The following is a 25,435-nucleotide window of genomic DNA, read 5'->3' as shown; positions in this document are numbered from 1 at the left end:
CGCTCAGCGCTCGCCGGCTCCCGCGGCGGGGATGTACTGGGCGAAGACGGAGTCCGCGGTCAGCTCGTCGGGCTTGACCTCGACGGCGGTGATGGACACGAGGACGTCCTGCCTGCGGATCTGCCCGAGGATGGACATCTGGGTGATGCGGAAGAGCCGGCCGTCGTAGGCGATCCGGTCCCGTAGGTACTGGTCGTTGTGGATGTCGGCCTGAGTGAGGCCGATCTTCTGCACCTGGGCGAAGACAGCCGAGATCTCCAGCGTGTCGACGGTGTAGAAGCCGCGGTCGTTCTCCTGGTCGCCGGCTTCGACGTGTGTGGCGTGCAGGACGGGCACGGGCCACGGGCCGTCGTAGGCCAGGCCACCCTCGTCGCTCTCGTCGTAGATGTCGTGGCTCACCGAACGGCTGTGGGAGAAGCGCCAGTAGGCGATGACGTCCCCGACGTGGCGCTGCCACGCGCGCAGCCCCTGGTCGATGCGCTCTCCCTCTTCCGTGGCGGAGAACCGGCCGCGCTTCCAGTCGGCTCTACTCATGCGGCCCACCCGTTGTAGGTGGGGTTGGGGATGCCGGAGGGGTCGACGTCATGCTTGTCGATCTGCGGCAGCACCCGCTCCGGGTATGCGTTGTCGTCGTACTCGCGGTCGACGTAGACGGGCACGTAGCGGCCGGTGGTGCGAGAGACCCGGCGGAGGTTGGCCATCTCGATCCTGAATAGCCCGATGTTGAGCTGCCGGCACAGTTCCTCGTACCGGTCGGTCATCACCGAGATCTGGTGCAGGACCTGGGTGTAGCGCTGGCTGCGGCTGACGTGGGTGCCTTCGCCCGTGCTGATGTCAACGTCGCTTGAGGCATCGGTGGCGACCGCCCACAGCGCGTTGACCACGGCAAGGAGCACCAGCGGCAGCTCCTCGACGTCCGGGAGGTTGTCCAGCGTGAGTGCCTCGTCGGCGTACCGGATGAAGCCGTTCGGCGAGCGGTACCGAACAGTGACGTGGCGGTTGTGGCAGTGCTGGAGCACGGCATCGCGCAGGTGCTGAGCCAATTCCTCGTCGGTGAACATGCCGGCGGCCGAGCCTTCGACGATGAGTGTCTGCCCGAGCGGGAGCGGTGCGTGCTGGCCGAGGAGCGTGATGCGCCCTTCGCGACCGTCGACCTCGTAGTCGGTGCCGGCGACCAGGTCGGTGAGGGCCTGACCGTTGAGGAGGCTGACGCGGGACAGGGTGACGTTGACGGAACTGAGGTCGTAGTCCGTCAACTCCCCCGTACCGGCGAGGACGTCGCGAAAGCCGCTTCCGAAGTCACCGAGTTCGGAGCGCATGCGGGCGAGGAGTCGGGTTAGCTCTGCCATGAGTCGAGCCCAATCGCCAGGCCGGCGGTGTTCAGCATGAGGTTTTCGTTCTGGGAGGCAGAGACGGGGACGTCGAGCTGCCACACAGCGATCAGTCCTCCGCCGGTTGCCGGGACGGTTGACAGGGCCACGTGCGTCACGACCGCGCCCAGGCCGCTGCTGCCGGTAAAGGGGCCATAGATCACGGCTGCGGAGTTGCTGGTACCGGAACCTCCACCGCTAGGAGATGTCGCCAGGGAGAAGGTCACCGGCTGCCGGCTGTAACCGGTAGCGGACACTTCCACTGCTGCAAGGTCCGTCGCCGTGGCGGCCCTTCCCGGATCACTGGTCAGAAGGGCCAGGTATGCGGAGCCACTCACGTCTGTCCGGCCAGCGATCAGGCCGCTCAGCCATGAGCCGTTGGTGTCCGCCTTCGCCTGACTGGCGAAAGAGTTCAGAAAGGCGACCGGCAGACTGGCGGCCAGGCCCGTCAGTCCCTGTTGCTGGTAGACCCGCATCATGTAGTTCCGCAGCATGGACTGGGAGGGCAGGCTGGTGCCGGACGTCGAGGTCACGTACTGGAGGGCAGCGCGCTCGGCGAGTTGAGAGAGGTACCCGGGCATCAGTTCACCTTGATCGTCAGTGAGCCGGACTGAGCCAGCAGCGATTCGCCCTGGGCGGCGGTGACAGGAACGTCCAGCGGCCACACAGCCAGCACGGCGTAGTCGGTGCCGGTCGGAGCTGTGACCAGAGCCATGTGCGTCACAGCAGCGCCGGAACCGGTGGGATCGGTGAACGGACCGAACACGACGCTGCCGACGAGGTCGACCTCGGAGGGTGTCCCGGACTGGATGACGAACTGTCCACCGGTCTTGGGCGCGGACAGGGGTACGACCTGCCGCTGATAGCCGGCTGCCGCAAGTTCGTTCGCCAGGCTGGCGGCGATGTCTCCCGGATCGGCCGTCGACAGCGCCAGGTACACCGACCCGCTCGGGTCGTCCGGCAGTGCCTGAACCGTGGTCCGTACGGCAGCGGAGCCCATCGCGTCGACCTGGTCCAGGAGGTGAAGGAGGTACGCCTTGGGTGCCCAGGCTCCTGGGGCACTCGCATCTCCCCCGCCCCAGTGCCGAATCTGGTGCGCCTTCAGCAGCCGGTCGGCCACGGCGTCGGTGCCGGAGGTGCTGTCCTCCCCGCCCCCGGTCATGAGGGTGAGCAGCGCATGCGCAGCCTGCCGGGTGAGGTATCCGCTGGCCATCACACACCGCCCGTCGGGGAGGGGTCCGGGGCGGACGGAACGACAGGCTGCTCCGGCTCGGTCGGCGCGGCCGGCAGGTCCGTCTGGAGGGTGAAGGCGCCGTCGAACGTTGAGACCGCGATGGCGAGTGTGCGGTCGACCGACGCGCCGGGGAAGGTGACCGTGTCCTCGTAGGCGGAGAGGACGACGTCTTCAACGCAGTAGCCGACGCCGGCTGTGCCGGGCGGGACGATCTCGAACGGCGTCACCACGGAGCCCTGTGGGACGGAGCCAACACCGTTGCCGTAGCCGCCTTCAGCCGTCAGCACATAGGGCTGACCGAGCTGGATGTCACTCACGAGATTTCTCCTGGAAAGGCGCAGACGAAAAGGGGGAGAGGGAGACCCCTCTCCCCCGTGGGCTCAGGGGCTGGCTCAGTGCCAGATCAGGCCCTTCTCCTCCAGGTGGTCGGCGACGTACGCCGGTACCCGGTAGGGCACGCCGACCTCGAAGGTCAGGTAGTTGCCCTGGCCGATGACGACGTCGGTGAGGTTGGTGTTCACGCGGATCTCCCGCGGTGACTCCTCGACGACGACCGGCTGCTCCTCCACCTCGGGCCGGGGCTTGTCGACGTAGTCGACGACCGTGTTGGACTTCTCGGCCTCCGCGACGATCGTCGCCGTCGCCATGCTCTTCGCGCGCTCCTTGGCCTCGGCGTCGCGCTCCGCCGCGAGCTTCTCCGCCGTGCGGCCGGTGAGGTCTCCGGCGGGCTTGCGGGCAGTCGCCATGTGGTTCTCCTACTCAAGACAGTGTTGTGGGATTCTCACAAGCAGGCTCCAATGCGGAGCCTGCTCGTCAGAGAGATGCGAAGGAATTACTTCGCTATGGCGAATGCCTCAGTTGGTCTCGGCGATGACCACGGACGCGTCCGTGATTAGACCGAGTCCAAATATAGAATACCAGGCCAGAAGGTGTTCTCGTCCGAAGTCCTGGACACCGCCGTCCCTGAGCTCGACCGGCAGGGAGATCGCGTGACCGAAGGCGTTGTCACCAATGCAAATGCTCTGGTAGACGTCCGCAGGGGTCGTGCCGTTGCCGTTGTCGATCTTCTTCGTTTGTGTGGTCTCGATGAAAATCACGTCGTCGATGCGGCCGATCTCGCCGAGGCTGAACGCGCCCGGCTGTGCGTACTTCGAGGACTCGATCCAGGTCGGGTCCTCACGCAGCCAGCGCGACTGGTGCGGGTGGACGAAGCACACGTACACATCGCCGAGACGCGGGATGTTGCGGGTCGCGAGGGTCTCGACCATGTCCTTGACCAGGGCCGAGGTGAAGCGGTAGTTGCCGGTCAGTCCGGCGCGGTTCGCGGCCGGCGCACCCTTGTCATACGGGGAGACACGCGTGATCGCGTTACCCGTGGTGGCCCACTTGTCGTAGCCGTACAGGACGGACGACGCCTGGAGCAGGGTGTCGCGCGCCTGCTCGTCGAGGTACTTGGCCATGTTGCGGCCCAGCAGCCGCGAGCCGGACGCGAGCACGTCGTCGAAGGACGAGTTGAGGAGCAACTCGCTGACCGCGATGGCGTAGCCGTGCTCGGAGACGGTGATGGAGAACTGGGACGCCGTCAGCGCGTGCGTCTCCATGCGGACGCCTTCGACGAGCTGGCTCGCCGAGCCCAGGTTGTCGTACCGCATGAAGTGGATCACGAGGCCGGGGGAAACGCCCAGCTCGGTCTTCTTGACTGCGAACTGCTCGACAATTCGCGTTGTTACCCGCTGGATGCGGGGCCAGATCATTTCTGCCTGGCTCTTACGGTTTTCCATCCCGCAAGATCGGACTATATCTTCGCCTCCAGTTCCAGCTCACTTCTCACCTAAGAGCTGGACCTGTTGGAGGTGCCTCGCGTGTAGTCTCTACGGAGTCCCAGGTGTTGGGTTCCCTCGGTATTCCCCGTGCTACGAATGAGTGCTACGAGGAGGAGGGGTTCACCGATACAGCGTGGTTCTCACTGACCCATCACTGGGTCAGGCGGCCCGAGACCGGAGAATCGGCATCGACTGAAACAGGATTTCTTTCGACCAGAGTTCCTGAATGGCCGGAGAAAGCTGCGAGTTCGAGCCGGAGTAGTTGGTCGGAGACGCCGACAGACGCGGCGTACCGGTGATGGCAGATGCCATACTTTGCTTCCTTACTTGTGCGGCGGATTAGCCGAACATGCCCTGACGCGCCGCGTTGCCGGCGGCCGGCAGGAGCTGACCGCGGAGCTTGGCGTACTCGCCCATGGACATGTTCTTGATGTCGCCAGCGGAGTACTGGCGGTAGCCGGCGTCCGTGTCGGCCGGACCGACGCCGTAACCGGTGGGAGCGGTGCCTCGCATCGAGGCCCGCGCTGCGACCTGGGTCTGCTGGATCTGGGCGACGATGGCTGCGCTCTTGGTCTTCATCAACTCGACGCTGTTGCGCAGCTCGTCCTCGGTGTTGCCCTGGACGAGATCGGCCAGCTCGGGCGCGATGTCGTCGGCAGCAGCGGCCAGAAGCTCGCTGCGCACGGCCTGAAGCCGCTGGAACTCCTGCTCGCGTGCGAAGAGTTCCCGGTCCTGCTCGTACTTGGACTGGAGGTCGGTGAAGCGGCGCTCCCACTCCTCCTCGCGCTCCTTGAGCAGGCTCTTGGCGGACAGCTCCGCCTGTCGCTTCGCCTCTGCCTCGTCCTCGGCCTTCTTGCGGGCGGAAACCTCGGAGGCTTCCTTCTCCTCGCGGGCCTTGCGGACGGCCTCCAGCTCCTCCTTGGTCGCCTTCAGGATCTCGTCCTGCTGGGACAGGCGGCCGTACAGCTTCTCGCGCTCCTCGCGCCTGACCTTCTCCAGGTCCTCGGCGGTGAAGCGGCCCTCAGCCGGCGGGGTCGTCGGCTCCTGGGGAACGATCGGGACGGTGATCACCGGCTCGTTCAGGTTGCTGTTGGGGGCAGGGGCGGTGGCGGTGGCCGGAACAGTCATTAGCTCGTCTCCTGGTTACTGGCATCCTCCGAATTCCGGCTCTGCGGCAGCTTTGTGCCGTACGCCATGGTCACGAATTGGTCGATCAACGATTTGGTGTCCACACCGAGGTCGATCCCGGTTGCTCCGGGAAGAACTCCGGTCTGAGCATTGCCAGCGGGAGATCCGGACTGGTCCGGGTTTCCCCCGCTTGACGGGGCTGGCTTACCACTTTCCTCAGTAGCAATTCCAGTCATCTGGAGAATAGCAGAGGAAATGGTTGCCTTGATAAGCTCCAGGGCCCCCTGCTCGATGACATCCCGGCGCTGCTCGCTGAACATCTCTTCCAGACGCTCGTCGGGGAATTCCTCACCGAGTTCGACGAGGGCGTTGCGCTTGGATTCCAGGCCGATGGCGAGCTTGGCCTGGATTTCATTGAGCTTGACGAGGTTGTCAACCGGCAGGGGCATCGGCCAGACGCAGTCGACGTTGTAGACCTCGGCGTCATTGGGGTCGATGAGGTCCGGCTGCTCTTCCTCGGTCTTGATGCCCTCGGTGCGCGGGTCGTACAGCAGCGTCTCGGGCTCGTGGCAGAAAAGCGTCCGGAGCACCAGCTCGTTGATGCGCTTCAGGCCGATGCCGTAGTTCATCTGCTTGATGCTGTTACGGTTCATCAGTGGCTGGTACTGAATTGACAGAGCCACGCCACTGGTATTCGAGATCGGCTGCATCTGCCCGAGCGCCGACTCCGGGACGCCCATGATCTCGTGCATGGCGGTCTTGAGGGTTTGGACGTATCCCATAGGGCCGGCAAGGTCGACACCGTTCTCAAGGTTATAGACCTTGGCCTTTTCCGGCAGGCCGCCCCAGATCTTCCGAGGACCACGCTCCAGGTTGGTCGCTTTGGCGCCCTGGATGATCGTGGTCGGCGACGCGTGGTAGTTGATGATGTCGCTGATGTCGGTCATCTTCTCGTTCAGTTCACGGTTGATCGAGATGATGTCGCCGATATCGGAGAGTCCCCAGGGGGAGCCTGACACGGCTATGTTCCGGATGTGCGCGATCGGAAGTATGCCGAGCGGATTGGGGCGGGAGTCGATCAGTTCGTCGTTGAGGAACTCGTCGATCTGTGTGTCGGTCAGCCGCTCGGTGTAAGTCATCATTACCCGAGCCCCGTCTGCGCCAGTTGTCCAGAACTTATAGCGGAGGCGAAAGGCGACCAGACGATCTCTGTCGTGCGGGTGGTATTCCGGAAAGCAGTGAGCGCTGTTCAGGGGAAGGATGCGGACGCGGCCCGGATGGATACCGCCAGCCGAATCGACCCACGCGGGCTCGTACGCAACCTTGACGAAAGAATCGCCCGTGACACCACCTTGCTCACCGATGGTGTTCAGCAGGGCCTGCTTGCTGTTGTCTACCTCCCAAACCCGCTTCAGGAGCGCCGGCACGATGTGCTCGTACCGCTTGGGAACCGCGAACTTCACACCCTTGGAGAAGCAGAAGTTGTTGATGTAGCGCGCGAACGTCGCCACATAGTTCAGGGTGATCTGCGGTTCGCCGGCTTCCCTCCTGTAGGCCCAGTGGTGGCCGAGGAAGAAAGCAAAGTTGGTGGCATACCGGTTCAGGCGCGGGCCATGAATTTCAAAGTCCTGATCCGACAATTCCACCAGGCCGAGCGGGCTGATGGAGATGGTGAGGTCCGAGCCAGCCGCGCGCTGATTCGGCGGAAAGAAGGCGAAGGACAACCGACACATCCTCGACTAAGCACCGAATGGTGCACCTGTAGGGAGGCGCGGTGCTACGAATGGATGTGACGAATTGCGCTATGCCCAATCCTCACACGGGGGCCGCTGGGAGTGTTAGCGCAGCACAAAGGCCCCCCAGCGGTTGGAGGGCCTTTGCGGGAAGCCGGGTCGGCTACTGCGGCGAAACCTTGTGCAGCCCGATCGCGTGTCGGCGTCGTGCCACCTCGTCGGCGTCCAGGCCGTACTTCGCGGCAATCGCCTCGTCGGTGCTGCCGAGGACGTACTCCTTGACGAGCGTCGGGTTGGAGAGGTCTGCGGGGGTGGCCATGGTGCCTCCTGCTGGCGGAACGGTGGTGCATCACCATCCTCACCCGGCAGGCGCCCTGCGACCAGCCTTGACCAGTGTGATCTCAGTCGGTGGTCTTGGCGTAGTTCGGTCGCTCCTGGTGCCGGCCGTCGCGGACGACCATCTCGAAGCGCTGCTCCGCGCCGTGGCCGGCGCCGTGGGCGAAGCCTCCGAGGAACTCGGGAGCCTCGGGCCAGGCCGCGGAACCGACGTGGGCCCGCTCGCGCATGGTCTCGGCCGCCGGCTTCTCGAAGACGTTTTCGTTGTGGTTGTTCCGGCCCGGCGCAGTCTTGTACCCCTGCATCACGCCCTTGCCGAATTCCTGCGGAATGTCGGTGTCGGTGGCGACGCCCTCCTCGAAACGGAGGCGGCCCCGACGGGCGGTGTTGACGCCAGACTTGACGCCGTAGTCGTACTGTCCCTTCTCCGGGAAACTCGGGTTCGGGGCGAGATTTCCTGCCATGCGTTCCTCAATTCCTTGCGAGACGTCTCAGATCAAGGGTGAGGTGCATTTCAGGAAAGTGTTATAGGACTTCGTCAGCGCGATGCCGGCGGCTTCCTGTGCCTGCCCTTGCCGGCACTGAGCGGGTTCACCACGGGGCTTGGTGCCGCAGCCACTTGGGCATCGGGGAACAGGATGCGCTGCGCCTCGGCAAGGTTCTGTGCGAATCCGTGGGGCTCCCAAGCGTGCCCGTTCCACCGCTCGATCGCACGTGGTGCATCCGGCTTCAGGTGCGAACCGCTGGGGCCGTCGCCCGAGACGATGGGGACGGCTCGAAGCCGGCCGATCTTCGCGTCACGGCGCTCCGCCCATTCTGACAGCGGTTCGTCGTCCATCCGGCTGTTCCTTACGTCGGTACTGGCCGCTCAGATGGTAGCGGCAGACCGGTAAGCCTGGTCAGACAAGGTGCAAGACCCCGCCCGTCCGCCACGGGGGAAGCGGAGGGGCGGGGCCGCTCTGGGGACCTACCAGGTGATGGTCTGGCCTTCCGGTGTGACGCTGACCGTGAACTCCTCCAGTGCCGGAGTACCAGCGGCGTGCCAGCGTCCGAGTTGTTCTTCGACTGCGTCCCACAGGGCTTCGGGACCATCCTGCCGCACGATCCATCGGCCGGCGTCCTCGTAGATGGCTGCCCAGGAGCCGGATTCCGCGTCGATCAGTACGTCTTCTTGGTGTCCGTCCCGTTCCATCGTCAGCCGCTGAGCGCGAGGCGCAGCGAGCTGTACGACGAAGCGGGTCGTCCAGTCGGCCAGCACGTCGCTGCCGATGACGGCCTCGCGTTCCTTGCCCTCGTTCAGGTCGGGGAGGAGACCGAGGGACGGAGCCATGTGCGGGCGCGCGAGCATGAAGCTGACCTGGCCGCTCAGGAGTGGTCCGGACGCTGTGCCGTCGTCATGGACGGTGAGCCGGGCCAGCTCCGACGAGTCGAGCCAGCCGCCGATGGTCGTCAGGATCAGCCCGCCCGGCCGGGTCTGCTCGATCCACGCGGTGGGTACCGTTCGTACCCCGCAGGTTGCGATGATCCTGTCGTACGGAGCTGATGGGGCGTAGCCGAGGAGGCCGTCTCCGGTGACGATCACCGGGAACATGTCCTGCCTGGCGAGGGCGGTCCGTGCCCGCGAGGCCACGGTCTCGTCGTACTCGATCGATGTGACGCGCTCCTCGTCCAGCCGCGCGCACAGCAGCGCGGTCGAGTAGCCGGTGCCGGTACCGATCTCCAGTACCTGCGCGTCCTGCTCGACGCGGAGGTCCTCCAGCATGCGCAGGACGAGGGACGGCAGCGTGCTGGAACTGGTCGGCGCTCGCATGATCTGGCCGCGGATGTCGGCAGGCAGGACGGTGCCAGCGATCTGGGTGACCAGCGACTCGTCCTCGTAGCAGGCGCTCAGCCAGTCGGCGTCGTTTTCCATGACGGGCGCCCACGCGCCGGGTACTGCCCCCTCCACGCGGCGGAAGAACCCGCCCCGCAGGAACTCGTGCCGGGGCACTCTCTCGGCGGCGCGCTTCCACGGCTCCGTGCGCAGACTGCCGTTGGCCGTGAGCGCGTCGAGGAGCTGCTTGCGGAGGTGTGCTTCGTCGGTCACGTCTTCCTCTCCAGAAGGTCTGCCAGGGCTGCGCGCATTGGCAGACCCGTTTCGGGCTCCAGCCAGTACCACTGGCCGGAGGGGTTGCACTCCAGGAACCACCATTGCCCGTCTTCGTCGATGCAGAAGTCGAAAGCCCCGAAGACGAGTCCGAAGTGGCGCATGTAGTGGTGGAGTGCCGGCTCGATCCTCGGCGGCGGCTCCACGGGCGTGTAGCGCAGCCGGCTGTAGTCAGTGCGCCAGTCCAGGAGGTCGGAGTCGATGCGGACGCAGAACATCTTGGAGCCGATGACGGTCACACGGACGTCAGCCGACTTGGGGACTCGCTGCTGGAACAGGTGCGCCGTGCCGGCCACGCTCTCGTCGATGTCCTCGGCCCCCACCTCTGCGACCTTGACGACGGAGGAAACGTCGTCGATGAGGTACACGGGGTTCGACAGCGGCTTGTAGATGACGGAGTCGTGCCGCTTGACGAACGCCCTGGCTGCGTCGGGGCTGGACGTGATGAGCGTGGGCGGTACCAAGAAGCCTGCTTCCACTGCCGCCGCGAGCCCAGCCGGTTTGAACTCGGCGTCCCCGATGCGGTGCGGATGGTTGACGTAGAGGCAGCCGGGCAGCGCCGCCAGCACTCCCCCGAGTCCGTATCTGGCCTGGGTGACAGCGAACCGCGCGTCTTGCTCACTCAGGTGCGGGAAGGCGAACCCCGACGGCCGGCGGTAGTACAGGGCACGCACGTGGGCCAGGTCCGCAGTGCGGGAGGGCGTGAGGAGGCGGCCCTGGATGCCCTGCGGGGTGATCTCTGCCTCCACCGACAGTGATGCGGGGAAGTCCCCCGAGTCGAGCCGCACGACCGGGATGTCCCGGTCGTGCAGCTCGCTGATCACCACGTCGGCGGTGGGGTCGTACAGGCTGGTGACGACCAACACCGGACGTGGATCACTCACTGGTCGCCGTCGCTCCCCGTGTCGGAGTCCGTGTTGCCCTGACCCTGCCCGTCGGGGCTGGTGCCGGTGGACGGGGTGGTGCCGGTGCTGGTGCCGTGGCCGGGCATCTCCATGACCTGCCCGGCGCCGTTGAAGAAGATGGTGGTCTGGGTGTTCGGGTCGAGTTCGGCGGTCGCGTACCCAGGGGCCATCGTGGGGTAGGGCGCCATGCGGCTCACCCCCCACGGACGCGGGGTGATGGTTCCCTGCGGGACTGCGGGACTGGCGGGCAAGCGGTCAGAGTGGACGAACATACCTCTCCCTATGGATCGCAGTGGTGGAACAGAGAACCCGCCCCGGCCAGGCGACCGTCCAAGTGAGACCGACCGGGGCGGGGGCTTAGATGGGTCCGTCGTCGAGGTCGCTCAGTACGACGGACAAGTCGTTTCTCAACCGACGTGTGGGGTCGGCGATCTGTGGCAGGCCGTCCCGCTGCCGTTTCAGCTCCATCAGTCGCTGGACTGAGTCGAACTGCCGGTACAGCTTGCGGTGCGTCACGTGCCGACTCCACCACTCGCACGCTGCGTATCGTGCGGAGCGGCAGCGGTCCTTCACGGTGGGAGGCGGCGGGTCGAGTAGTGCCGCGATGCGTCTGAGGTTGGCCGCCACACGTTCTCGGTCGGTGCCGCAGGCATTGGTCATGTCTGGTCGTCGTCCTTGATGTGCCGCTCTTCGATGAGACGGTCGATGAGGTCGGATGTCGTCAAGGCGAGCCGCCGGGACTGCCCGAGGGCTTGTCGGTAGTCACGGGACGGTTCCTCGCTGCGCAGCTCTTCTCCGCGCTGGACGAGCGCGGTGATCTCCGGTCCTGGGCTGAACACGGGGTCTGCGTATGCGATGTTGCTGAGCTGTCGGAGAACATCTCGCAGACGATCACTGACAGCGCCAAGGTCTTCGGCCGCTGGCGTGTGCTCCCCGAGGACCTGGTCCAGGTCGTCGTAGACGGCATCCAGATCGAGTGGCCGCCACCCGCTCATCTTCGCCAGCACGCCGCGCAGTTGGCTGGGATCGAAGGGAGGCTGCCACTTCGGTATGACGTCTGGATTCGGATGCAGGCTTAACACGGGCTGAGACATCAGGACTCCTGCGTGCACGCGGACTCGTTCGGCACCCGCAATTCAGCCCAGACCACCTTGCCCCAGGGCTTGGGGTCGTACCCCCAGTTGGTACTCAGCGCGTCTACGAGGCGCAGGCCGCGACCGTTCTCCGAGTCGAAGTCCTCCTGCTGGAGTGTCGGCACCGCACGGTTCGTGTCACCGACAATGACCTTGACGGTCGTCCGGTCGATCCGCGACACCCTGATCCGGAAGGCCCGACGGCCGGAGTGCGTGATCGCGTTGGCGACGAGTTCCGAGGCGATCAGGAGGATGTCCTCCGCGCGCTCCGACGCGCCTATCCCCCACAACGACAGGGCCACCGAGACGAGTTGGCGAGCCTTGGGCGCCGACGCGTCTTCGCACGGCCACGTCTCTGTGTAGCTGGGGACGTCCGTCCCAGCGGCTCTGGCAACAGTCATCGTCACGAGGTGATCCCTCCGTGGGGGTGGGTCGCCCGGCCCCGTCGGCGGATGATCAGGGCCGGGCTCTCTCCACAACGCCGGGTAGGGGGAACCTGGATGGCAAGCCCCGGCGGTTGATGTCCAGTCAACGGCCGCCGCGCGACGAAATACAGGAAGACTTCTGTTTCGTAGCAAGCACCCCAACCGGAAGACTTTAAGCTCTCATTACCTAACACCTGGTCGCGGACTGTCACTCGGGGCTACCGTCGTTGCATGGGAGTGAACCTCGCCCTCAAAGGCAGGATGGATGAACTCGGGCTTAATCAGGACGAGTTGGCGTTCAAGCTCAACGATGCGCTCTGGGACATCACTGGGCGACCAGGGGATATCTCTGCACGGACGGTCCGGAACCTGCTCAATGGATCGAGTCGGCGGCCGATCGGCCGTACGTGCGTAGCGCTTGAGCGTGTGTTCGGCTGCCCCGTCGAGGATTTAGGGTTCAGCGCACCACGCTCCATGCAACACCCCCCGGAGGACCCTGTGCGGCGTCGCGATTTCCTCGCCTCAACCACCGGATCGGCAGCCGGCGCGGCTCCCCTCATCAGACAGCGACGCGGGGTCGGCATGTCCGACGTGCAGCGCGCCACGGCGGGGATGAACGCGCTCATCGAAGCGGACGACCGCCAAGGCGGACACACGAAGCTGGCGGCGGCTGCCCTCGAAGGACGATCAGAGGTCCTTGACCTTCAACAGCGCAACGCCAGCCAGCGCGTGCGCAACGCCTTGTACGCGCTGGCCGCAGAGTTCACCACCATCGCGGCGTGGGCTTACATCGACCTGCGGGAACTGGACGAGGCACAGAAGCACCTCCACGAGGCGACGACGTTTGCCGGCCTCTCGCAGGATCCGCCGACGGAGATGCGGGTCTGGATGAACCAGACCATGCTCGCCTACCAGCGCAAGAACGGACCGGAGCAACTCGCGGCAGCCCAGGCGGCCCAGGCGTCGCTGGCCGCACGGCGGGATCCGTTCTTCAGGTCCATGGGCCGCGTCCGAGTCGCTCTGGCGTACGCGACGCTCGGGGACGCGAAGGCCGCCGAGCGCTCCCTCGGCTCCGCCCAAGAGACGTTCCGAAGGGCTGCTGACGAAGAGCGCCCGCGGTGGACTGCCTTCTACGGCACAGCCGAGCTTAACCACCTCGCAGCGATCGTCATGAACCGCAACGGGCAGTACGCCGACGGCGAGGCTATGGCGCATCGGGCGCTCGCCAGGATCCCGGTCGAGTTCCGCCGCAACCGGGCCTTGGCCACGTGCCAGCTCGCGCACGCACAGCTCCAGCAAGGCGAGCCGGAACAGGCGACGCAAACGGCCGCTAACGTGTTCGCCATCATGGATGGCGCGCGACTACCTGGACGAATGCGGACCCTGGTTGGAGACTTTCATCGAGACCTATTCCGCCTGGCGCCGTCCACGTCCTACGCCCGTGACTGGGCAGATCGTATGCGAGATGAATGGAGTCGAGCGTGACCAGCGTGATCGACCTGCGGCACTACCAGCACGGCAGTCTGCCAGAGGGATTCAAGCAACTGCTGATCGACGTGCACGCGGACGCTTACGCCGACGCCATGGACGACGAGTTCAACCAGCGCTTCCCCTGGTTCGTCGACCACTGGTCGGCCATGAATGGCTTCAACTGCGTCGTGGCATTCGACGGCGAGGAGCCGACCGGCTTCGCCTACGGAGCCCCGCTCCAGCCGGGCCGCGAATGGTGGCGCAAGACCGACTACCAGCCCAACAACGGCTACACCTCTACCTACGCCGTCTCGGAGGTCATGGTGCGCCCGCGCTGGCGCAAGCAGGGCATCTCCGATCGACTGCATGAAGCCCTGCTGAAGCAGCGCACCGAGGACCTGGCCGTGCTCCTGGTCGACGTGACCCACCCGAAGGTGCAGGACCTGTACGAGTCCTGGGGATACGCAAAGGTCGGCGAGCAGCGGCCGTTCGCCGACTCGCCGTTGTACGCCGTGATGGTCAAGGACCTGCGGGCCTGAACGACGAAGAGCGCCCCGCTTCCGGTAGTGGAGGCGGGGCGCTCATGTGTTAGAAGCCGCCTGTCGGCGGGCTGAGGGAGTAGATGCGAGGCGGTTGGATCTCCTTGTAGTCCATCTCGACGACCAGGTCGTGGAGCCGGAGCGGACCGGTGGCGCTGTAAGGGACGCTGATCATGAACTTCCGTCCGCCGGGGACGACCTCGTGCACGCTGTAGAAGAACGGCTCGTCGAGATCCGGGTCGTTACTGGCCGGCAGGTCGACGCTGAGGGCTCCGTTGACCACCTTCAGCCGGCGAGCGTTGGGGACGACCAGGTCCCCGGTCGCCTTGTCTCGGTATCGGCGGTCTGCCTGGACGAGCACGCTGCCGGGCAGCGGCTGGCCGCCTTCCGCCATGTAGGTCGCCACGACGTTCTGGACGGCGACGTCGGCGGGGAAGGGTGCCGGCGGGTTGGTCGTCGGGGTTCCGACGCCGGGGAGCTGGTTGATCGCCGTCCAGCCGGGGATGTTGTACGGGTCGTTGGGGTCGTAGCTGTGGTAACTGGGGTCGATGGTCATCTGCTCCCCTGGCGGTTATGCCGGCGCGAGGGTGATCTGCGCGGGGGTGATCTCCAGGCGCATGCCGTAGCGCTGGAGGACGGCTTCGATCTCGCCGGCGCATGCCTGCATGCGGTCCTGCTGCTCCTGCGCGAGGAGGGCGCGGGCGGCGGTGAGTGCGTCGATCTCGGTGGCGGAGGCGGAGGGTTCTCCGGGCAGGTCGATTTCGGGGTCGTGCGCGTGCATGGTGTTCCTTCTATCAGGCCGCAGCAAGGACGCTTACGGTGCCGTTGCTGCCGCGGTACTTCAGCGCGCCGCCTTCGACGTACAGCACGCCGCCGCTGCTCGGATTGGTGGTGGGGATGGTGGTGGCGTTGGCCATGCCGATGACGCCGACGCCGCTGCCGACCGAGGTGGTGTTGACCCGGATGTTGGCGACGACGTGGAAGGTGCCGTCGGTCTTGAGGACACTGGGGCTGGAGCGGTAGAGCGTGGTGTCCCGCGTGGTGGTCCCATCGCCCCATTCGTGCTTGCCGTCGGCGTAGATGACCAGGCGCCGGTTGGCGTCGCCGGTCACGTCGCCCTGGATCACGCGGCCGGTGGTGTCCATTGTGGTGACGCCGATACCGATGCCGGCGATGGACAGGGTGTTGACCTGGAGTGCTGCGGCGGTGCCGTTGCGGTTGACCACAAGCCCGCCGGCCGTTCCGGTGAGTCCGCCAATCGTTGTGGCACCGGTCGACCTGGTGATGATGAAGGGCTGGTCGATGTTGGTGCCAGCGTCGTCATAGCGGAGGATCTGGAAGTTCGCGCCTGCGTTGGCTCCGGTCTCAGGGTCGCTGGTGACGCGGATCTTGAAGCGCCGCTGGGTGCCCTGTGTGTCGTTGGAGAAGTCCAACGACTTCTCGAAGCCGGCGGTGGCCTGGAGGCGCAGGACCTGGACCATGTCTGCGCCCGTTGAGCTGGTGCCGTGGCAGCGGACGACAAAATCGGCCAGGTTGGTCAGCAGTTGTGTCTTGTCCAGGCCGATGACGCCGGTCGTCTGGTCCGCGAAGGGTGCTTCGAGCCGCCCCTGGAGCGCTCCAGTGGAGTCGGGGATCTCCAGCTCCCAGTGTGCGTGCAGTCCGCTGTGGGAGTTGGCCTCGAAGTGCGCCCCCGTCCAGGCGACGGCCTGCCAGGAGCCGGCGACCGGGTCCCGGTTGGCGTCATACCCGTTCTTGGGCATGTACCAGGCTTCCATGGCCTTGGCGTCCTTGCGCATGAGGAAGTGGCGGATTGTTTCGCCGAATCCGTTCACGTAGGCGCGCTGGTAGCTGTAGAGGTTGAGCCGGCCGGTGCCGTCGATGCCGCCTGCGACGTCGTCGCTGGGGTAGGTCGAGCCGAGGCTCAGTCCGGTGGCGGTGGCTCCGGTGCGGCCGGCGGGCAGTGTGGCGAGGGTGCCGGGAACAGCGTCGATCAGGACCGCGCCGGTTGTGGTGCCGCCGGAGGACACAGCGATGTCGGCGTACGCCTTCGCCTGGGCGAGGACCTGGTCGGCCGCGCCGAGCGGGTCGTACTGGGTGCGGGTGTAGGAGGAGTCGTTGGATCTGGAGGCGCCGGTCGTCTCGGTGACGATTGCGTCGGGACGGGGCATGCAGGGCCTTTCAGGCAGCTCTGGCGTAGAAGAAGTTGGACTCCTCCTGGACCTCGGGCATGGACAGGTCGGCGGTCATGTAGACGGCGTTAGCGAGGGAGTCCACGTAGTCGTCGTGGGCTCCGGCCTCCTCGGGCGCGTGGACGATGACGTTCGGCCCCTGGAAGTCGAGTTCGGCGTCTTCCATCTGAGTGCGGAAGCGCTGGAAGGTCTTGGTGCGCTTGACCTTGGAGTGCGCCGGCCAGGAGATGTTGTCCGTACGCATCAGCTCCATCAGGTGCTTCCACCGTTTGGACTGGGCGCCGCGGTCGGAGGGCAGGTCGATGATGTCGACGCCGGGCAGAAGGACACGCAGCCGGCTGGCCACCACGTCTCCGATGCCGCCTGCGTCGATGCCGATAGCCAGGACGTTGTAGTTCGCCAGCGCATCACAGATGCGGTAGTACTGCTCCTCCCAGCCGAGGCCGGCCAGGTCGAACCAGTTCAAGACCCTGTGCTCGTAGTTGCCGAACTCGTCCGGCCGGTCCCAGTCCACCCAGACGACCGTGACGATCGTGCTGTCCTGCTTGCGGGCGGGGTCGATGCCCACGATGACCGGCGTGCGATGCCAGGCGTGGACGATCTGCATCGACCGGTCCCCCAGTTCTTCCATCCGCTCGGAGGTGGTGAACATTCCTCGATCGAGCAGCCATTGCAGCCGGTAGGAGAGGCGGAACTCGTCGCTGTCCTCGCCGATCGTGAGCATCTCGCCGCGGATGTAGACGCCGTAGTCGGGGTGCGCCTTCGCGACGTCCTTCCAGGTGGCCTCGAAGTGGTTCGCCCGTGCGCCGCGGCTGGTGGCGAATCGCTTGTTCTGCTGGATGATCTTGTAGAAGATTCCCTTGGTGTAAGTGGGGGTCCCAGTCAAGATCATGGAGCCTCGGGTCGAGGCGAGCATGGGCGAGATGCTCTTGTTGACGACCTTCTCGTCGGCGACCTGGGCCTCGTCGATCAACACCACGTGGTACGTGCGGCCTTCGATCTGGGCGCGCGGGTGGCAGGTCTGCTTGCGGACGAGGCTGCCGCACTTGACCAAGCGCAGTTCCTTGCCCTTGCCGACGACCTTCTCGTCGATCTCGGGGTCGGCCATCAGCTCCTGGGCGCGCTCGGAGGTCAGCCGGCTGACGATACGCCCGTAGATGTTGTCCGCCATGTCGTCGACCGGCGCGAAGGCTCCGAGCCAGACGCCCTCACGGAAGCGGCCGAGCAGGTTGGGGAAGATCGGCGCGAGGCGCGGGAACATGATCAAGATGGCGGCGAGGGTGTTCGCGAGGGTCTCGGACTTCCCGGACTGGCGGGCCCAGCAGGCGGTGATCTTGGCGGTGTCGCCGAGGATCATCGACTCCAGGATCCGGCGCGCGAGCGGCACCTGGTAGTCGCGCAGGGGGTGTCCGCTCAGCTCGTCGATGACGAGCAGCATCTTCTCGATGATGCGGTCGACGGTCTCCTGGGACACCTCGGCATTGACAGGGAGCTTGAACTCCTCGTCGTCATCTATTCGGGCCCCGTCTTCAACCGTCGATGTCATGCATTACCCCACATTGCTCCAATTCGGTGCAATCAGGGTAAAAAGGGACTTGAGAATTGTGTTAGCACGTCAAGCCCACAACAGGACTACGCTTGCTTCACACAACACGCACATACGCAGGGGGCGGGAAATGGGAATCAACTGGGGGGCCGAGGACGACTTCGCACAGGCCGTCATAGGACAGGCCGACCGAGTCAGATCCGAGCCGGGACACGGACTCACCGACCGTCAGGCGTACCTGGTGGCCGCCGGCAACGTCATCGAGCGGCGCATCGTGTTCGCCTACCGGGCTGCCGTCGCGTTCTTCACCGTGCTCACCGTCTACGTCGGCGCCCAGACCTGGCACGCCTCCGGCTCGTTCCGGGACTCCCTCGCCCCCATGGCGCTCACCGTGCTCATCTACACGGGCATCGCCTTCCGCCTCACCCGCCGCAGGCGCTGGGCGGGCTTCCACGTCGGCCCGTACGCCGGCCGCGTCGAGGCATCGCTGCGCCGGGCACAGGGCGGCGTCCACCTGCTCACGCTTTCCGGCACTATCGCCGCGTCGAGCCTCGTCTTCTACATCTTCTGCGTCTCCTGGGCGTTCCCGCTTACCTAGTGGCCACCATGCTGGACAAAACGGTGCTGGCAGGCGCAGACTGGACATGTCGAACAGCGAGTTACCTACTTCCCCTCGTGCACACAGCCATTCGTGCAGGGCGCTTAAGTTCTCAGCTCAGGCTCCCAAAAGGAGGAGGAGTTGGGCTATGCAAGAGATCTTGCATTTGGGCGCCATACCAGTCGCTAGCATCGGATACCTCACGCTGTTTGCGCGGTATCACTTTGAGAGCGTACGCATTGGGCCAGTACGGCTGGACTTCCGTAAGCCGGTAGCACGCGGGAGAAAACGTCGGCACTGTAAGGGGTGCATTTGCGAACAGGGCTGATCGACATAGCATCCCCAATCTGGTAGCCCGGGTTGGGGCTCTGCTACGCCTTCTGGCGATCCTCCAGCTCGCGGACGATGACGGCGAGGGCGACCACTCCGTCCACGGCCTCGGCCAGGGCCTCCTCGCTCGGCTGCTTGCGGTGCCGGTACAGCGCCGCGGCGATCGTGGAGCCGGTGACGTCGGCCGCGTCGAGCAGCTCGACGAGCGGAAGCAGCTTGACCCGCCGCTCCGCCTTCTCCATCAGCCGATGTGCCGGCCAGAGTCGTTCCAGTAGTCGTCTCAGCTTCATCCGTCCAGCCCCAGCATCTCTAGCAGCTCCCATTCCTCGTCCGCGTCCTCGCTCCTGCGTGCCACCTGCCGGCGGGCCAGGTCCTCGTCAGTCATCGCGGCCGGGGATGTACGGCTTCGGGTGGCCCAGGACCGCCACCAGGGCGTGATCCTCGCTCGGGAGGGTCTCGGTCCACCGGCCGATGCCGAATCCCTGCCGGAACGGAAGACGGAACACGCGGGTCGCGCCGCGGCGAAACGGCTCCGACACCTCCGTGGTCCAGGTCTTGTAGGTGAAAGGCCAGCCCTTGAGGGTGGGAACGCGGCGTATGAAGAAAGGAAGTCTGATCATGCGCCGCACCCTAATGTCGATTCTCCGAATGTGTTAACGGATCCGCCGGTAGGGGTGGCCTTCGAGGGCCTTGTTGATGATGTTCCGACCTTCGGATCCGGTACGGCGGACGTTCTTCCACACGTTCGGATCGACGCGGTAGTACTCGTAGATAGGGCCGCCGCGACTTCCTCGGCCGTCCTCACCGTTACGGAATTCGACACGGAGGGTGTGGCTCTTGGAGTCATAGCCGGCGGACACCGTGCGGGGCCGGTTCCGGTCGATGGTGTGGTTCGGCCAGGTGTGGAACGTCAGCAGCTTGTCGGTGTCGCCGGTCGCCCGGAACTCTTCCAGCGCGGCGCGAGTCTTCGGCCGCATGTCCCGCTCGTCGTACGCCTGGAGTCGGTCGACCTGCCTCTTGGAGTACCGGTTCCCGCCGAGTGCCGGCTCGGGCAACTGCTTTACGGGCGGGGGCTTCCATCCGCGGTTAGGCATCCTTGCCTCCAGGGTTCTGGACGGTCCATCCGACGGGGTGCTCCTGGCCCTCGGGGTCAACATCGACGCCTGGGCGGTGCGGGCAGAAGCGGCCGGCCTGCACATGCTTGCCCTGCCACCACACGCACGTGGACACCTGCATCACAGCCTCCCTGCGGCTCTGGCGCAGTCCTTGCACAGGTGGACCTGGCTGTGGGCGCCACCGCTGGTGGTGCTCAGGGCCGCCGGGCGCGAGGGGTGGTTGTCGCAGTGGTGGCGCGGCTCGGCCTCGGCGACCTTCGTGGTCTTGCGGGTAGTGGTGGCGGTCATGCTGCTCCCTGGTTGTTCACGATCTGGGCCTCGACGCGGTCGGTGAAGCGTCGGGCGTCGTTGGAGGCGTGGCGTGCCCTGATGGCGGTGATGCGCAACGCGCTGGTTGCGTCCTTCATGCGTGCTGAGGCGTCCGCTAGGTCGATCGAGTTGTGCTGGCGACGCTTGGTGTTCCAGAAGGCCACGGTCGCCCCCTTCAGCCGTTACGGCGGGGATCGGCCAGTGTGTTGACGACGCGGTCCATCACGTCAGTGACGCGGGTTGTCGCCGAGACCATCTCCTGTGCGGTCGTCGTCATCGACTCCGCCAGGGGAATCACATGCTCCACGAGATCCCTCAGCCTCGCGTTCTCGTCGACCTCCCGGCGATAGGTCTTTCCGGGGACGACGACTTCGCTGACGAAGATCGCGAAGACAAACGCAGCAAGCGGCCCCAGAATCAGCGGATTGTCGAAATTGACACCGCCGTCTGAGGCCGCTGCTGCGAGCAGGTGGTGAAGCATTCAAACCGCCTTCAGCGTCAAGGACTCACGCCCTCAATGCTATGCGGCTTACTTCACATTGTGTTATCCAGCGATCTGCTGTCCGATGTAATTCGTGAGGATGTCGACTCCGACATCCGTCATATTGGCCGGCCGGTAATGCGGGCCCTTCAGGACCTTTCCGTCCTCCCGGAGGATCGGCCTGCCGTCCTCGCCGAGCTTCGACATGTTGCTGTCGTGCACCTCGGCGAACGCCTTGCCCAGCGGGATGCCGAGCAGGTCCGCGCTGCCGAAGACGACGTACAGCAGGTCGGCCAACTCCTTGGCCAGGTGCTCGAACGCCCACACTGGAAATCGGGAGTTGCCGACGCCCGCCTGAGCCTTTTCGACGGCGTCGAGCACCTCCTCGAACTCCTCGGTGATCAGTGTGGTGCGGACCTCCAACAGCGCGCGGAGCTTCTCGGGGTCGGTGATGCGGTTGTCGACGTCGAACGCGCGGTGGAACTCGGCGACGGCGCCTTCGAAGTCGACGGGGGCGGTGCTAGGCGACATGAGCAACTTTCGGGGCGTTCTCGGGGGCGGGGATGACGGGCCAGGAGCCGTTGATGACGGCGTTGGGGTTCTTGGTGCGGCGCAGCCAGTCCTGATAGCCGGCGGACTGGGCGGCGAACCACAGCTTCTGCTGCTGGTACAGCTCGCCGAGGTCGCGGCCGTGCACCTCGTGGTGGTAGGTGCTGCGGCTGAATGCGCGCTCGTCCTCGGCGGTACGCAGGATCTGCTGGGTGACCTGTACCGCGGCCAGGGCGTCGGCGCCGGCCTCGTGGGCGCCGTTCAGCGTCACGCCGTAGTAGCCGGCGAGCGCTTCCAACTGCCGCTTGCCGGGGCGGAAAGGGTCGATGCGGCGGTCGAGGACGTAGGGGTCGAGGATGACGGCGTCCTTGGCGGAGGCGATCATCTCGGTGATGGGCGTGACGTCGTGGCGCCGGCATTCGCGGTCGAGGAGCGTCAGATCGTACGGGGCGTTCATGATGACCAGCGGGGTGCCTTCGCTCAGCGCGGACCAGATACGGCCGGCGAGTTGGGCGGTCGCCCGGATGGGGTTCATGCCCTCCGCCTGGGCCATCTCCGTCGTGATCTTGTGGACGCGCGTGGCCTCGGCGGGGATCGGGATGCCGGGGTCGACAAGCCACTTCCGCGAGCGGCGCAGGGAGCCGTGCAGGACCTCGACCCATGCTCCCGTGACGATGCGGTCCGTCTCTACGTCGACTCCAGTGGTCTCCAGGTCGAACCCTATGAAGGTGTCCGGGATCTGGATCACGCCGCCTCCCGCAGGGGAACGACGTTGATGACCTCGCCAGAACGTTCCTGCGTCTCCGCCAGCAGGCAGCGGTACGCGTGAATGAGCGCGGGCATGGCGTTGCGGGCGACGAGGTAGAAGGTGAGGTCCTCCCCCTCCTCATCGTCGAACAGCTCGATGCCGTGGAACTCCTGCATCCCGCGTGCGGCGTTGAACCGCCCGCCGTACAGGGGCCCGGTGGCGTCACAGACGCTCTGAAGGAAGTCCAGGTCCGACTGGCTGAGCCGCTCCAGCGGCTCATCCGGGTGCGGGACGAAGCAGTCGGCGCACGAGACGTTGCCGTACTGAGTCCGCTCCCAGACGTGGTGCTGGGACGGGTCGTCGATGGCCTTGGCCGGGCACGACCCGCTCGACGGGTAGTCCTCCCGGAAGAGCCGGACCGTGTCCGGTGAAACCTCGGGCATGCTTTCTCCTCTCACGGATCAGGCGGCGACGAGTTCCGCGGCGGCAAGCACCTCGCGGAGAGCTTCGTCGACCAGGACCTCGACGGCCTCGTCCAGCACCGCTTCTGCCTCACGGCGGGCGGCCACGGCGCGGAGCTGCTCGTCCAGCGCGTAGGACGGGGAGTTGTCGAGGTTGTTGCGTGCGCGGTCGTACCGCCGGGTGGTGCGCGGGTCCGCGTGACCGGCCATGTCCTGGACCGACTCCAGCGACTTGCCGCTCTCCAGCGCCAGGGTGATGGCGGTGTGGCGGAGGTCGTGGGTGCGGATCGTGCGGACGCCGGCCCGGCGGCAGAGGCGCTTGATCGTGTCCCAGACTCCCTGCCGGGTGATGCGTCGGCCGGTGGAGGTGACGATCAGCGGTCCGCTGGTGCGCTCGCCGATGTACTTCTCCAGGGCCGCCCATGCGCTCGGCGGGATGACGATGGTCTGGGTGTGACCGCCCTTGCGGGTGATGCGCAGGACCTTGTGACCGCGCTCCTCGCCCAGGTCCTCGATGCTCGCGTTGACCAGCTCGCTCACGCGCATGCCAGTCAGGAGAAGGACGTGGACGAGAGCAGAGCACCGCGGGTTGTACGCCTCGGCGCCGCGCAGCAGTTGCTCCGCTTCCTCGAAGGTCAGACCGGTGGCCTGGCTGATCGTGGAGACGGGCTGGCGGTCGACGAGCGCGGCCGGGTTGCGGAAGACGACGTCCTCCAGCTCGGCCATGGCGTACCTGAACATCCCCGACACCACGGACAGGTGACGGTTCACCGAGCCGTTGCCGTAGTGGTCGAGGAGCCAGTTCTTGAAGGCGTCCATCTGGGCGCGCTTCTGGTTGAACGGGTCCAGGCCGTATTCGGAGCACCAGGTGAGGTAGTGGCGCAGGTCGCGCCTGTACTCCTCGCGGGTGCGCCCGTTCTTGGTCAGGAGGAAAGCGCCGGCCACGGCGATCGGCTGTATACGACCGTTCTCTACGAGAGCGAGCTGAGCGCCCATGTCCGCCTTCCTACCGTCCAGTTGGGAAGGCCCTCGGCGCTTGGTGCCCGCCAAGCAAGAAGGCCCGGAATGTCACCGCTTCGCGTTGCCCAACGCTGCTTGGTGACTCTCCGAGCCTACTAGAAGAACAACTTGTGGCACAAGTTGTTGTTCAAGTTGTTGCTCACATGACCCAGACCTCGGTGTCGCTGACGATCCTCAGCCGGCTGGCATCCCCGCCGGCCTGCGCCAGGGCCACTTTCAGAACCTCCGGCCACACCTTCACCGTGGTCTGAGTACGGCCGTTACGCGAGTTCCGGCGCAGCGAGGCTGAACGATTCCGCGCCGAGCGCTCCCTGCGCGCCGCAGTCTCCGTGCGCTCCAGCCGATGCCAGGAGTCCGCGCCGTGGTGAATCACCCTGTCGAACGCGGAGGTACGGTCCTCGAAGTCGCCCATCCGAACATCTCCTGTCAGCGATACAGCAAAGGGGCCTGGCCTCGGTCTCCCGAGCGCCTCGGCCCCTGTTGAGTTAGGTCCTCCCCCGATTCGGACGGCCGCCCGAGCGGCGCCGTAATAAGTTCACCGCCGTACCGCCGATCCCTCGTTCTCGTCCAGCCCAAGGTCCGCACGACGCAGTCGCGCATACAGCTCCATGAGCGGCTGCGCCGGCATACCCGTGTCCGGCATCATCACGATCAAACGCATGTCCTGCGGAGACAGCCGCGGGTCCTTGTTCTCGAACGCGGTATTAAGGTACTCACGCACCTTGGAGGGAGTGACTTCCTCCCAGTCGTCACCTTCGAGCGCGGACTCGCGCCGGCGAACCTCCTTGAACAGGTCCTCGACAGCGAAGCTCAGCTTCCCCTTGTCCTGGAGCGTCTCGATCAGCTCGCGCTCCTGCGGGCTCTTCAGCAGCTCGTCCCGCTTCTGCAAGATGGCCCGCAGATAGTCGCGGATCTCGGACGTGGTGAACAGGTTCCCCTGGTGGTCCTCGAACAGCTTGTAGAGCGCGACCTTCGCGGCCTCGGCGCGGGAGAACCACGGAGCGTTCAGCTCGTACCACTCAGCCTTGTGCTCCGGGCACAGCAGCAGGTTCATCGCCCGCGAGCCGTTGATCATCACGTACGTCGGCGCACCGGGGATCGGCTTGCCGCAGATGATCTCGCGACCAGTGTCGTCATGGCCTTCGAGCCGGTTGCAATGCCTTGCCGCTCCTGGCGTCTCCGCCATGGCGTACTCCTTCCGTGCCGCGAGATGCCCAGCGGCGCATTTTTCAAGCTGACCCGCTCTGGGCGGACCTCACTACATGCAGCGACGCCCGCAACTATAAACCACGAGTTGGTCAACTTGTGCGCCTACTTGTTCCACAACCTAGAGCCAGTTGGGTCACAAACCATTCAGGCGTTCGATTATTCGGTTCGAACGCTCAGTACCGTCTCCCCCGTCAGGAGGTTGATCGACCACCGCAGTCCACCAGCCTCAATGGCTTCCTCGATCACCGCGTCAGCCTCCAGGCCATACAGATTCGGAAGCGCTCCTTCATGGGGAACGTCCTCGTCAGCAGGCACAAACGGCCCCAGCCGGCCCAGCTGGGCATCCGTCAGGACCGGAATCGCACCCGAGTCCTCCACCCCGACGACCACACTCATGCCGCACACTCCCCAGCGATACGGACGTCTGACACGCCCGTGTGAACGATGCTCCCCTGCCCCTCCGGTCGGCCTCCCGAATGGCGGGCTCCACATCTATCACCGGCACTACTTGTTGACCATGTTGTGCCTCTAGTTGTCCGTCAGGCGCGAAAGCGCCCCATGTTCGTTACGTAAGGGGGTGCAACCACAGGTAACAGCGGCCTGACATGGGCATATGCCACTGACAGTGTCGATTCAGC

At 65.6% G+C, this 25,435-nt stretch carries 38 protein-coding genes; 3 read left to right on the top strand and 35 right to left on the bottom strand.

Features of this window, described 5'->3' with window-relative positions:
* Positions 1–3 precede the first annotated feature (3 nt).
* The 18 genes from ACFZCP_RS14590 to ACFZCP_RS14505 all read right to left on the bottom strand — a co-directional run bounded on the left by ACFZCP_RS14590 (position 4) and on the right by ACFZCP_RS14505 (position 12,209).
* Entirely contained in the window at positions 4–534 is a 531-nt protein-coding gene (locus tag ACFZCP_RS14590; RefSeq protein WP_391427272.1) for a hypothetical protein, read from the bottom strand.
* The gene (locus ACFZCP_RS14585) at positions 531–1,349 is read right to left on the bottom strand and encodes a hypothetical protein (RefSeq protein WP_391427270.1); all 819 of its coding nucleotides are present in this window, start codon (positions 1,347–1,349) and stop codon (positions 531–533) included. Before ACFZCP_RS14585 ends, ACFZCP_RS14590 begins: the two co-directional genes overlap by 4 nt.
* Complete coding sequence (locus ACFZCP_RS14580) at positions 1,337–1,951, bottom strand: hypothetical protein (protein ID WP_391427268.1); 615 nt, start codon at positions 1,949–1,951, stop codon at positions 1,337–1,339. Before ACFZCP_RS14580 ends, ACFZCP_RS14585 begins: the two co-directional genes overlap by 13 nt.
* The gene (locus ACFZCP_RS14575) at positions 1,951–2,583 is read right to left on the bottom strand and encodes a hypothetical protein (protein WP_391427266.1); all 633 of its coding nucleotides are present in this window, start codon (positions 2,581–2,583) and stop codon (positions 1,951–1,953) included. Before ACFZCP_RS14575 ends, ACFZCP_RS14580 begins: the two co-directional genes overlap by 1 nt.
* Positions 2,583–2,921 (bottom strand): hypothetical protein, encoded by a 339-nt coding sequence (locus ACFZCP_RS14570; protein WP_391427264.1) that lies wholly within the window; start codon positions 2,919–2,921, stop codon positions 2,583–2,585. The genes ACFZCP_RS14575 and ACFZCP_RS14570 overlap by 1 nt, the downstream gene beginning before the upstream one ends.
* A gap of 75 nt (positions 2,922–2,996) precedes the next feature.
* Positions 2,997–3,350, bottom strand: a complete 354-nt coding sequence (locus ACFZCP_RS14565; protein WP_391427262.1) for a hypothetical protein — start codon at positions 3,348–3,350, stop codon at positions 2,997–2,999.
* A gap of 108 nt (positions 3,351–3,458) precedes the next feature.
* Entirely contained in the window at positions 3,459–4,385 is a 927-nt protein-coding gene (locus ACFZCP_RS14560) for a N4-gp56 family major capsid protein (protein WP_391427260.1), read from the bottom strand.
* Positions 4,386–4,586: 201 nt separating this feature from the next.
* On the bottom strand, positions 4,587–4,739 hold the full coding sequence (locus tag ACFZCP_RS14555) for a hypothetical protein (RefSeq protein ID WP_383539653.1): 153 nt from the start codon (positions 4,737–4,739) through the stop codon (positions 4,587–4,589).
* A gap of 27 nt (positions 4,740–4,766) precedes the next feature.
* Positions 4,767–5,555: a hypothetical protein gene (locus tag ACFZCP_RS14550; RefSeq protein WP_391427257.1), complete on the bottom strand. Its 789-nt coding sequence runs from the start codon at positions 5,553–5,555 to the stop codon at positions 4,767–4,769.
* A complete protein-coding gene (locus tag ACFZCP_RS14545) occupies positions 5,555–7,279 on the bottom strand; it encodes a phage portal protein (protein ID WP_391427255.1) in 1,725 nt (574 codons plus the stop codon). The genes ACFZCP_RS14550 and ACFZCP_RS14545 overlap by 1 nt, the downstream gene beginning before the upstream one ends.
* 172 nt (positions 7,280–7,451) lie before the next feature.
* The gene (locus tag ACFZCP_RS14540) at positions 7,452–7,607 is read right to left on the bottom strand and encodes a hypothetical protein (protein WP_391427253.1); all 156 of its coding nucleotides are present in this window, start codon (positions 7,605–7,607) and stop codon (positions 7,452–7,454) included.
* Between the two features lie 82 nt (positions 7,608–7,689).
* Complete coding sequence (locus ACFZCP_RS14535; RefSeq protein WP_391427251.1) at positions 7,690–8,088, bottom strand: hypothetical protein; 399 nt, start codon at positions 8,086–8,088, stop codon at positions 7,690–7,692.
* Between the two features lie 74 nt (positions 8,089–8,162).
* Positions 8,163–8,462, bottom strand: coding sequence for a DUF6087 family protein (locus tag ACFZCP_RS14530; RefSeq protein WP_391427249.1), 300 nt, complete (start codon positions 8,460–8,462; stop codon positions 8,163–8,165).
* Positions 8,463–8,591: 129 nt separating this feature from the next.
* Positions 8,592–9,710, bottom strand: a complete 1,119-nt coding sequence (gene tgmC, locus ACFZCP_RS14525; protein WP_391427247.1) for an ATP-grasp peptide maturase system methyltransferase — start codon at positions 9,708–9,710, stop codon at positions 8,592–8,594.
* On the bottom strand, positions 9,707–10,654 hold the full coding sequence (gene tgmB, locus ACFZCP_RS14520) for an ATP-grasp ribosomal peptide maturase (protein ID WP_391427245.1): 948 nt from the start codon (positions 10,652–10,654) through the stop codon (positions 9,707–9,709). Before tgmB ends, tgmC begins: the two co-directional genes overlap by 4 nt.
* The gene (gene tgmA / locus ACFZCP_RS14515) at positions 10,651–10,947 is read right to left on the bottom strand and encodes a putative ATP-grasp-modified RiPP (protein WP_391427243.1); all 297 of its coding nucleotides are present in this window, start codon (positions 10,945–10,947) and stop codon (positions 10,651–10,653) included. The genes tgmB and tgmA overlap by 4 nt, the downstream gene beginning before the upstream one ends.
* A gap of 384 nt (positions 10,948–11,331) precedes the next feature.
* Positions 11,332–11,769, bottom strand: coding sequence for a DUF6415 family natural product biosynthesis protein (locus ACFZCP_RS14510; RefSeq protein ID WP_391427241.1), 438 nt, complete (start codon positions 11,767–11,769; stop codon positions 11,332–11,334).
* Positions 11,769–12,209, bottom strand: coding sequence for an ATP-binding protein (locus ACFZCP_RS14505; RefSeq protein ID WP_391427613.1), 441 nt, complete (start codon positions 12,207–12,209; stop codon positions 11,769–11,771). The genes ACFZCP_RS14510 and ACFZCP_RS14505 overlap by 1 nt, the downstream gene beginning before the upstream one ends.
* 255 nt (positions 12,210–12,464) lie before the next feature.
* Here ACFZCP_RS14505 and ACFZCP_RS14500 point away from each other — a divergent pair, with 255 nt between their 5' ends.
* Both ACFZCP_RS14500 and ACFZCP_RS14495 read left to right on the top strand, forming a co-directional pair.
* The gene (locus ACFZCP_RS14500) at positions 12,465–13,718 is read left to right on the top strand and encodes an XRE family transcriptional regulator (RefSeq protein WP_391427239.1); all 1,254 of its coding nucleotides are present in this window, start codon (positions 12,465–12,467) and stop codon (positions 13,716–13,718) included.
* Positions 13,715–14,242: a GNAT family N-acetyltransferase gene (locus tag ACFZCP_RS14495; protein ID WP_391427237.1), complete on the top strand. Its 528-nt coding sequence runs from the start codon at positions 13,715–13,717 to the stop codon at positions 14,240–14,242. Before ACFZCP_RS14500 ends, ACFZCP_RS14495 begins: the two co-directional genes overlap by 4 nt.
* 49 nt (positions 14,243–14,291) lie before the next feature.
* Here ACFZCP_RS14495 and ACFZCP_RS14490 read toward each other — a convergent pair whose 3' ends face one another.
* From ACFZCP_RS14490 to ACFZCP_RS14475, 4 genes are read right to left on the bottom strand one after another with little or no spacing between them, the layout of a single operon-like run.
* Positions 14,292–14,798 carry a hypothetical protein gene (locus ACFZCP_RS14490; RefSeq protein ID WP_391427235.1) on the bottom strand — a complete coding sequence of 169 codons (507 nt, stop codon included), beginning with the start codon at positions 14,796–14,798 and terminating at the stop codon, positions 14,292–14,294.
* 15 nt (positions 14,799–14,813) lie between these two features.
* On the bottom strand, positions 14,814–15,023 hold the full coding sequence (locus tag ACFZCP_RS14485) for a hypothetical protein (protein WP_391427233.1): 210 nt from the start codon (positions 15,021–15,023) through the stop codon (positions 14,814–14,816).
* Between the two features lie 13 nt (positions 15,024–15,036).
* Positions 15,037–16,410, bottom strand: a complete 1,374-nt coding sequence (locus ACFZCP_RS14480; RefSeq protein ID WP_391427231.1) for a hypothetical protein — start codon at positions 16,408–16,410, stop codon at positions 15,037–15,039.
* Positions 16,411–16,420: 10 nt separating this feature from the next.
* Complete coding sequence (locus tag ACFZCP_RS14475) at positions 16,421–17,977, bottom strand: hypothetical protein (RefSeq protein ID WP_391427229.1); 1,557 nt, start codon at positions 17,975–17,977, stop codon at positions 16,421–16,423.
* Positions 17,978–18,107: 130 nt separating this feature from the next.
* Between ACFZCP_RS14475 and ACFZCP_RS14470 the strand changes: the two genes are divergently transcribed.
* Positions 18,108–18,575 carry a hypothetical protein gene (locus ACFZCP_RS14470; protein ID WP_391427227.1) on the top strand — a complete coding sequence of 156 codons (468 nt, stop codon included), beginning with the start codon at positions 18,108–18,110 and terminating at the stop codon, positions 18,573–18,575.
* Positions 18,576–18,946: 371 nt separating this feature from the next.
* Here ACFZCP_RS14470 and ACFZCP_RS14465 read toward each other — a convergent pair whose 3' ends face one another.
* From ACFZCP_RS14465 to ACFZCP_RS14405, 13 genes are all read right to left on the bottom strand, one after another.
* Positions 18,947–19,147, bottom strand: coding sequence for a hypothetical protein (locus ACFZCP_RS14465; RefSeq protein WP_391427225.1), 201 nt, complete (start codon positions 19,145–19,147; stop codon positions 18,947–18,949).
* Between the two features lie 135 nt (positions 19,148–19,282).
* Positions 19,283–19,525 (bottom strand): hypothetical protein, encoded by a 243-nt coding sequence (locus ACFZCP_RS14460; RefSeq protein WP_391427223.1) that lies wholly within the window; start codon positions 19,523–19,525, stop codon positions 19,283–19,285.
* Positions 19,526–19,558: 33 nt separating this feature from the next.
* On the bottom strand, positions 19,559–19,999 hold the full coding sequence (locus tag ACFZCP_RS14455; RefSeq protein WP_391427221.1) for a KTSC domain-containing protein: 441 nt from the start codon (positions 19,997–19,999) through the stop codon (positions 19,559–19,561).
* 141 nt (positions 20,000–20,140) lie between these two features.
* Positions 20,141–20,308 carry a hypothetical protein gene (locus ACFZCP_RS14450; protein WP_391427219.1) on the bottom strand — a complete coding sequence of 56 codons (168 nt, stop codon included), beginning with the start codon at positions 20,306–20,308 and terminating at the stop codon, positions 20,141–20,143.
* Complete coding sequence (locus ACFZCP_RS14445) at positions 20,305–20,493, bottom strand: hypothetical protein (protein ID WP_391427217.1); 189 nt, start codon at positions 20,491–20,493, stop codon at positions 20,305–20,307. The genes ACFZCP_RS14450 and ACFZCP_RS14445 overlap by 4 nt, the downstream gene beginning before the upstream one ends.
* Positions 20,494–20,504: 11 nt before the next feature.
* Positions 20,505–20,810 (bottom strand): hypothetical protein, encoded by a 306-nt coding sequence (locus ACFZCP_RS14440; protein WP_383539718.1) that lies wholly within the window; start codon positions 20,808–20,810, stop codon positions 20,505–20,507.
* 63 nt (positions 20,811–20,873) lie between these two features.
* On the bottom strand, positions 20,874–21,341 hold the full coding sequence (locus ACFZCP_RS14435; RefSeq protein WP_391427214.1) for a MazG nucleotide pyrophosphohydrolase domain-containing protein: 468 nt from the start codon (positions 21,339–21,341) through the stop codon (positions 20,874–20,876).
* Complete coding sequence (locus ACFZCP_RS14430) at positions 21,331–22,107, bottom strand: exonuclease domain-containing protein (RefSeq protein ID WP_391427212.1); 777 nt, start codon at positions 22,105–22,107, stop codon at positions 21,331–21,333. Before ACFZCP_RS14430 ends, ACFZCP_RS14435 begins: the two co-directional genes overlap by 11 nt.
* Positions 22,104–22,550: a hypothetical protein gene (locus tag ACFZCP_RS14425; RefSeq protein ID WP_391427210.1), complete on the bottom strand. Its 447-nt coding sequence runs from the start codon at positions 22,548–22,550 to the stop codon at positions 22,104–22,106. The genes ACFZCP_RS14430 and ACFZCP_RS14425 overlap by 4 nt, the downstream gene beginning before the upstream one ends.
* Positions 22,551–22,568: 18 nt before the next feature.
* A complete protein-coding gene (locus ACFZCP_RS14420; protein ID WP_391427208.1) occupies positions 22,569–23,564 on the bottom strand; it encodes a tyrosine-type recombinase/integrase in 996 nt (331 codons plus the stop codon).
* A gap of 163 nt (positions 23,565–23,727) precedes the next feature.
* Positions 23,728–24,000, bottom strand: coding sequence for a hypothetical protein (locus ACFZCP_RS14415; RefSeq protein ID WP_391427206.1), 273 nt, complete (start codon positions 23,998–24,000; stop codon positions 23,728–23,730).
* A gap of 123 nt (positions 24,001–24,123) precedes the next feature.
* Complete coding sequence (locus ACFZCP_RS14410) at positions 24,124–24,774, bottom strand: hypothetical protein (RefSeq protein ID WP_391427204.1); 651 nt, start codon at positions 24,772–24,774, stop codon at positions 24,124–24,126.
* A gap of 179 nt (positions 24,775–24,953) precedes the next feature.
* The gene (locus ACFZCP_RS14405) at positions 24,954–25,193 is read right to left on the bottom strand and encodes a hypothetical protein (protein ID WP_391427202.1); all 240 of its coding nucleotides are present in this window, start codon (positions 25,191–25,193) and stop codon (positions 24,954–24,956) included.
* Between the last annotated feature and the right edge of the window lie 242 nt (positions 25,194–25,435).

Source organism: Streptomyces sp. NPDC007971, assembly GCF_042958635.1.
In the GTDB taxonomy this organism is placed as follows: Bacteria; Actinomycetota; Actinomycetes; order Streptomycetales; family Streptomycetaceae; genus Streptomyces.
The sequence above is the reverse complement of the archived record's forward strand: the minus strand, read 5'-3'. Positions and strand labels throughout refer to the sequence as shown.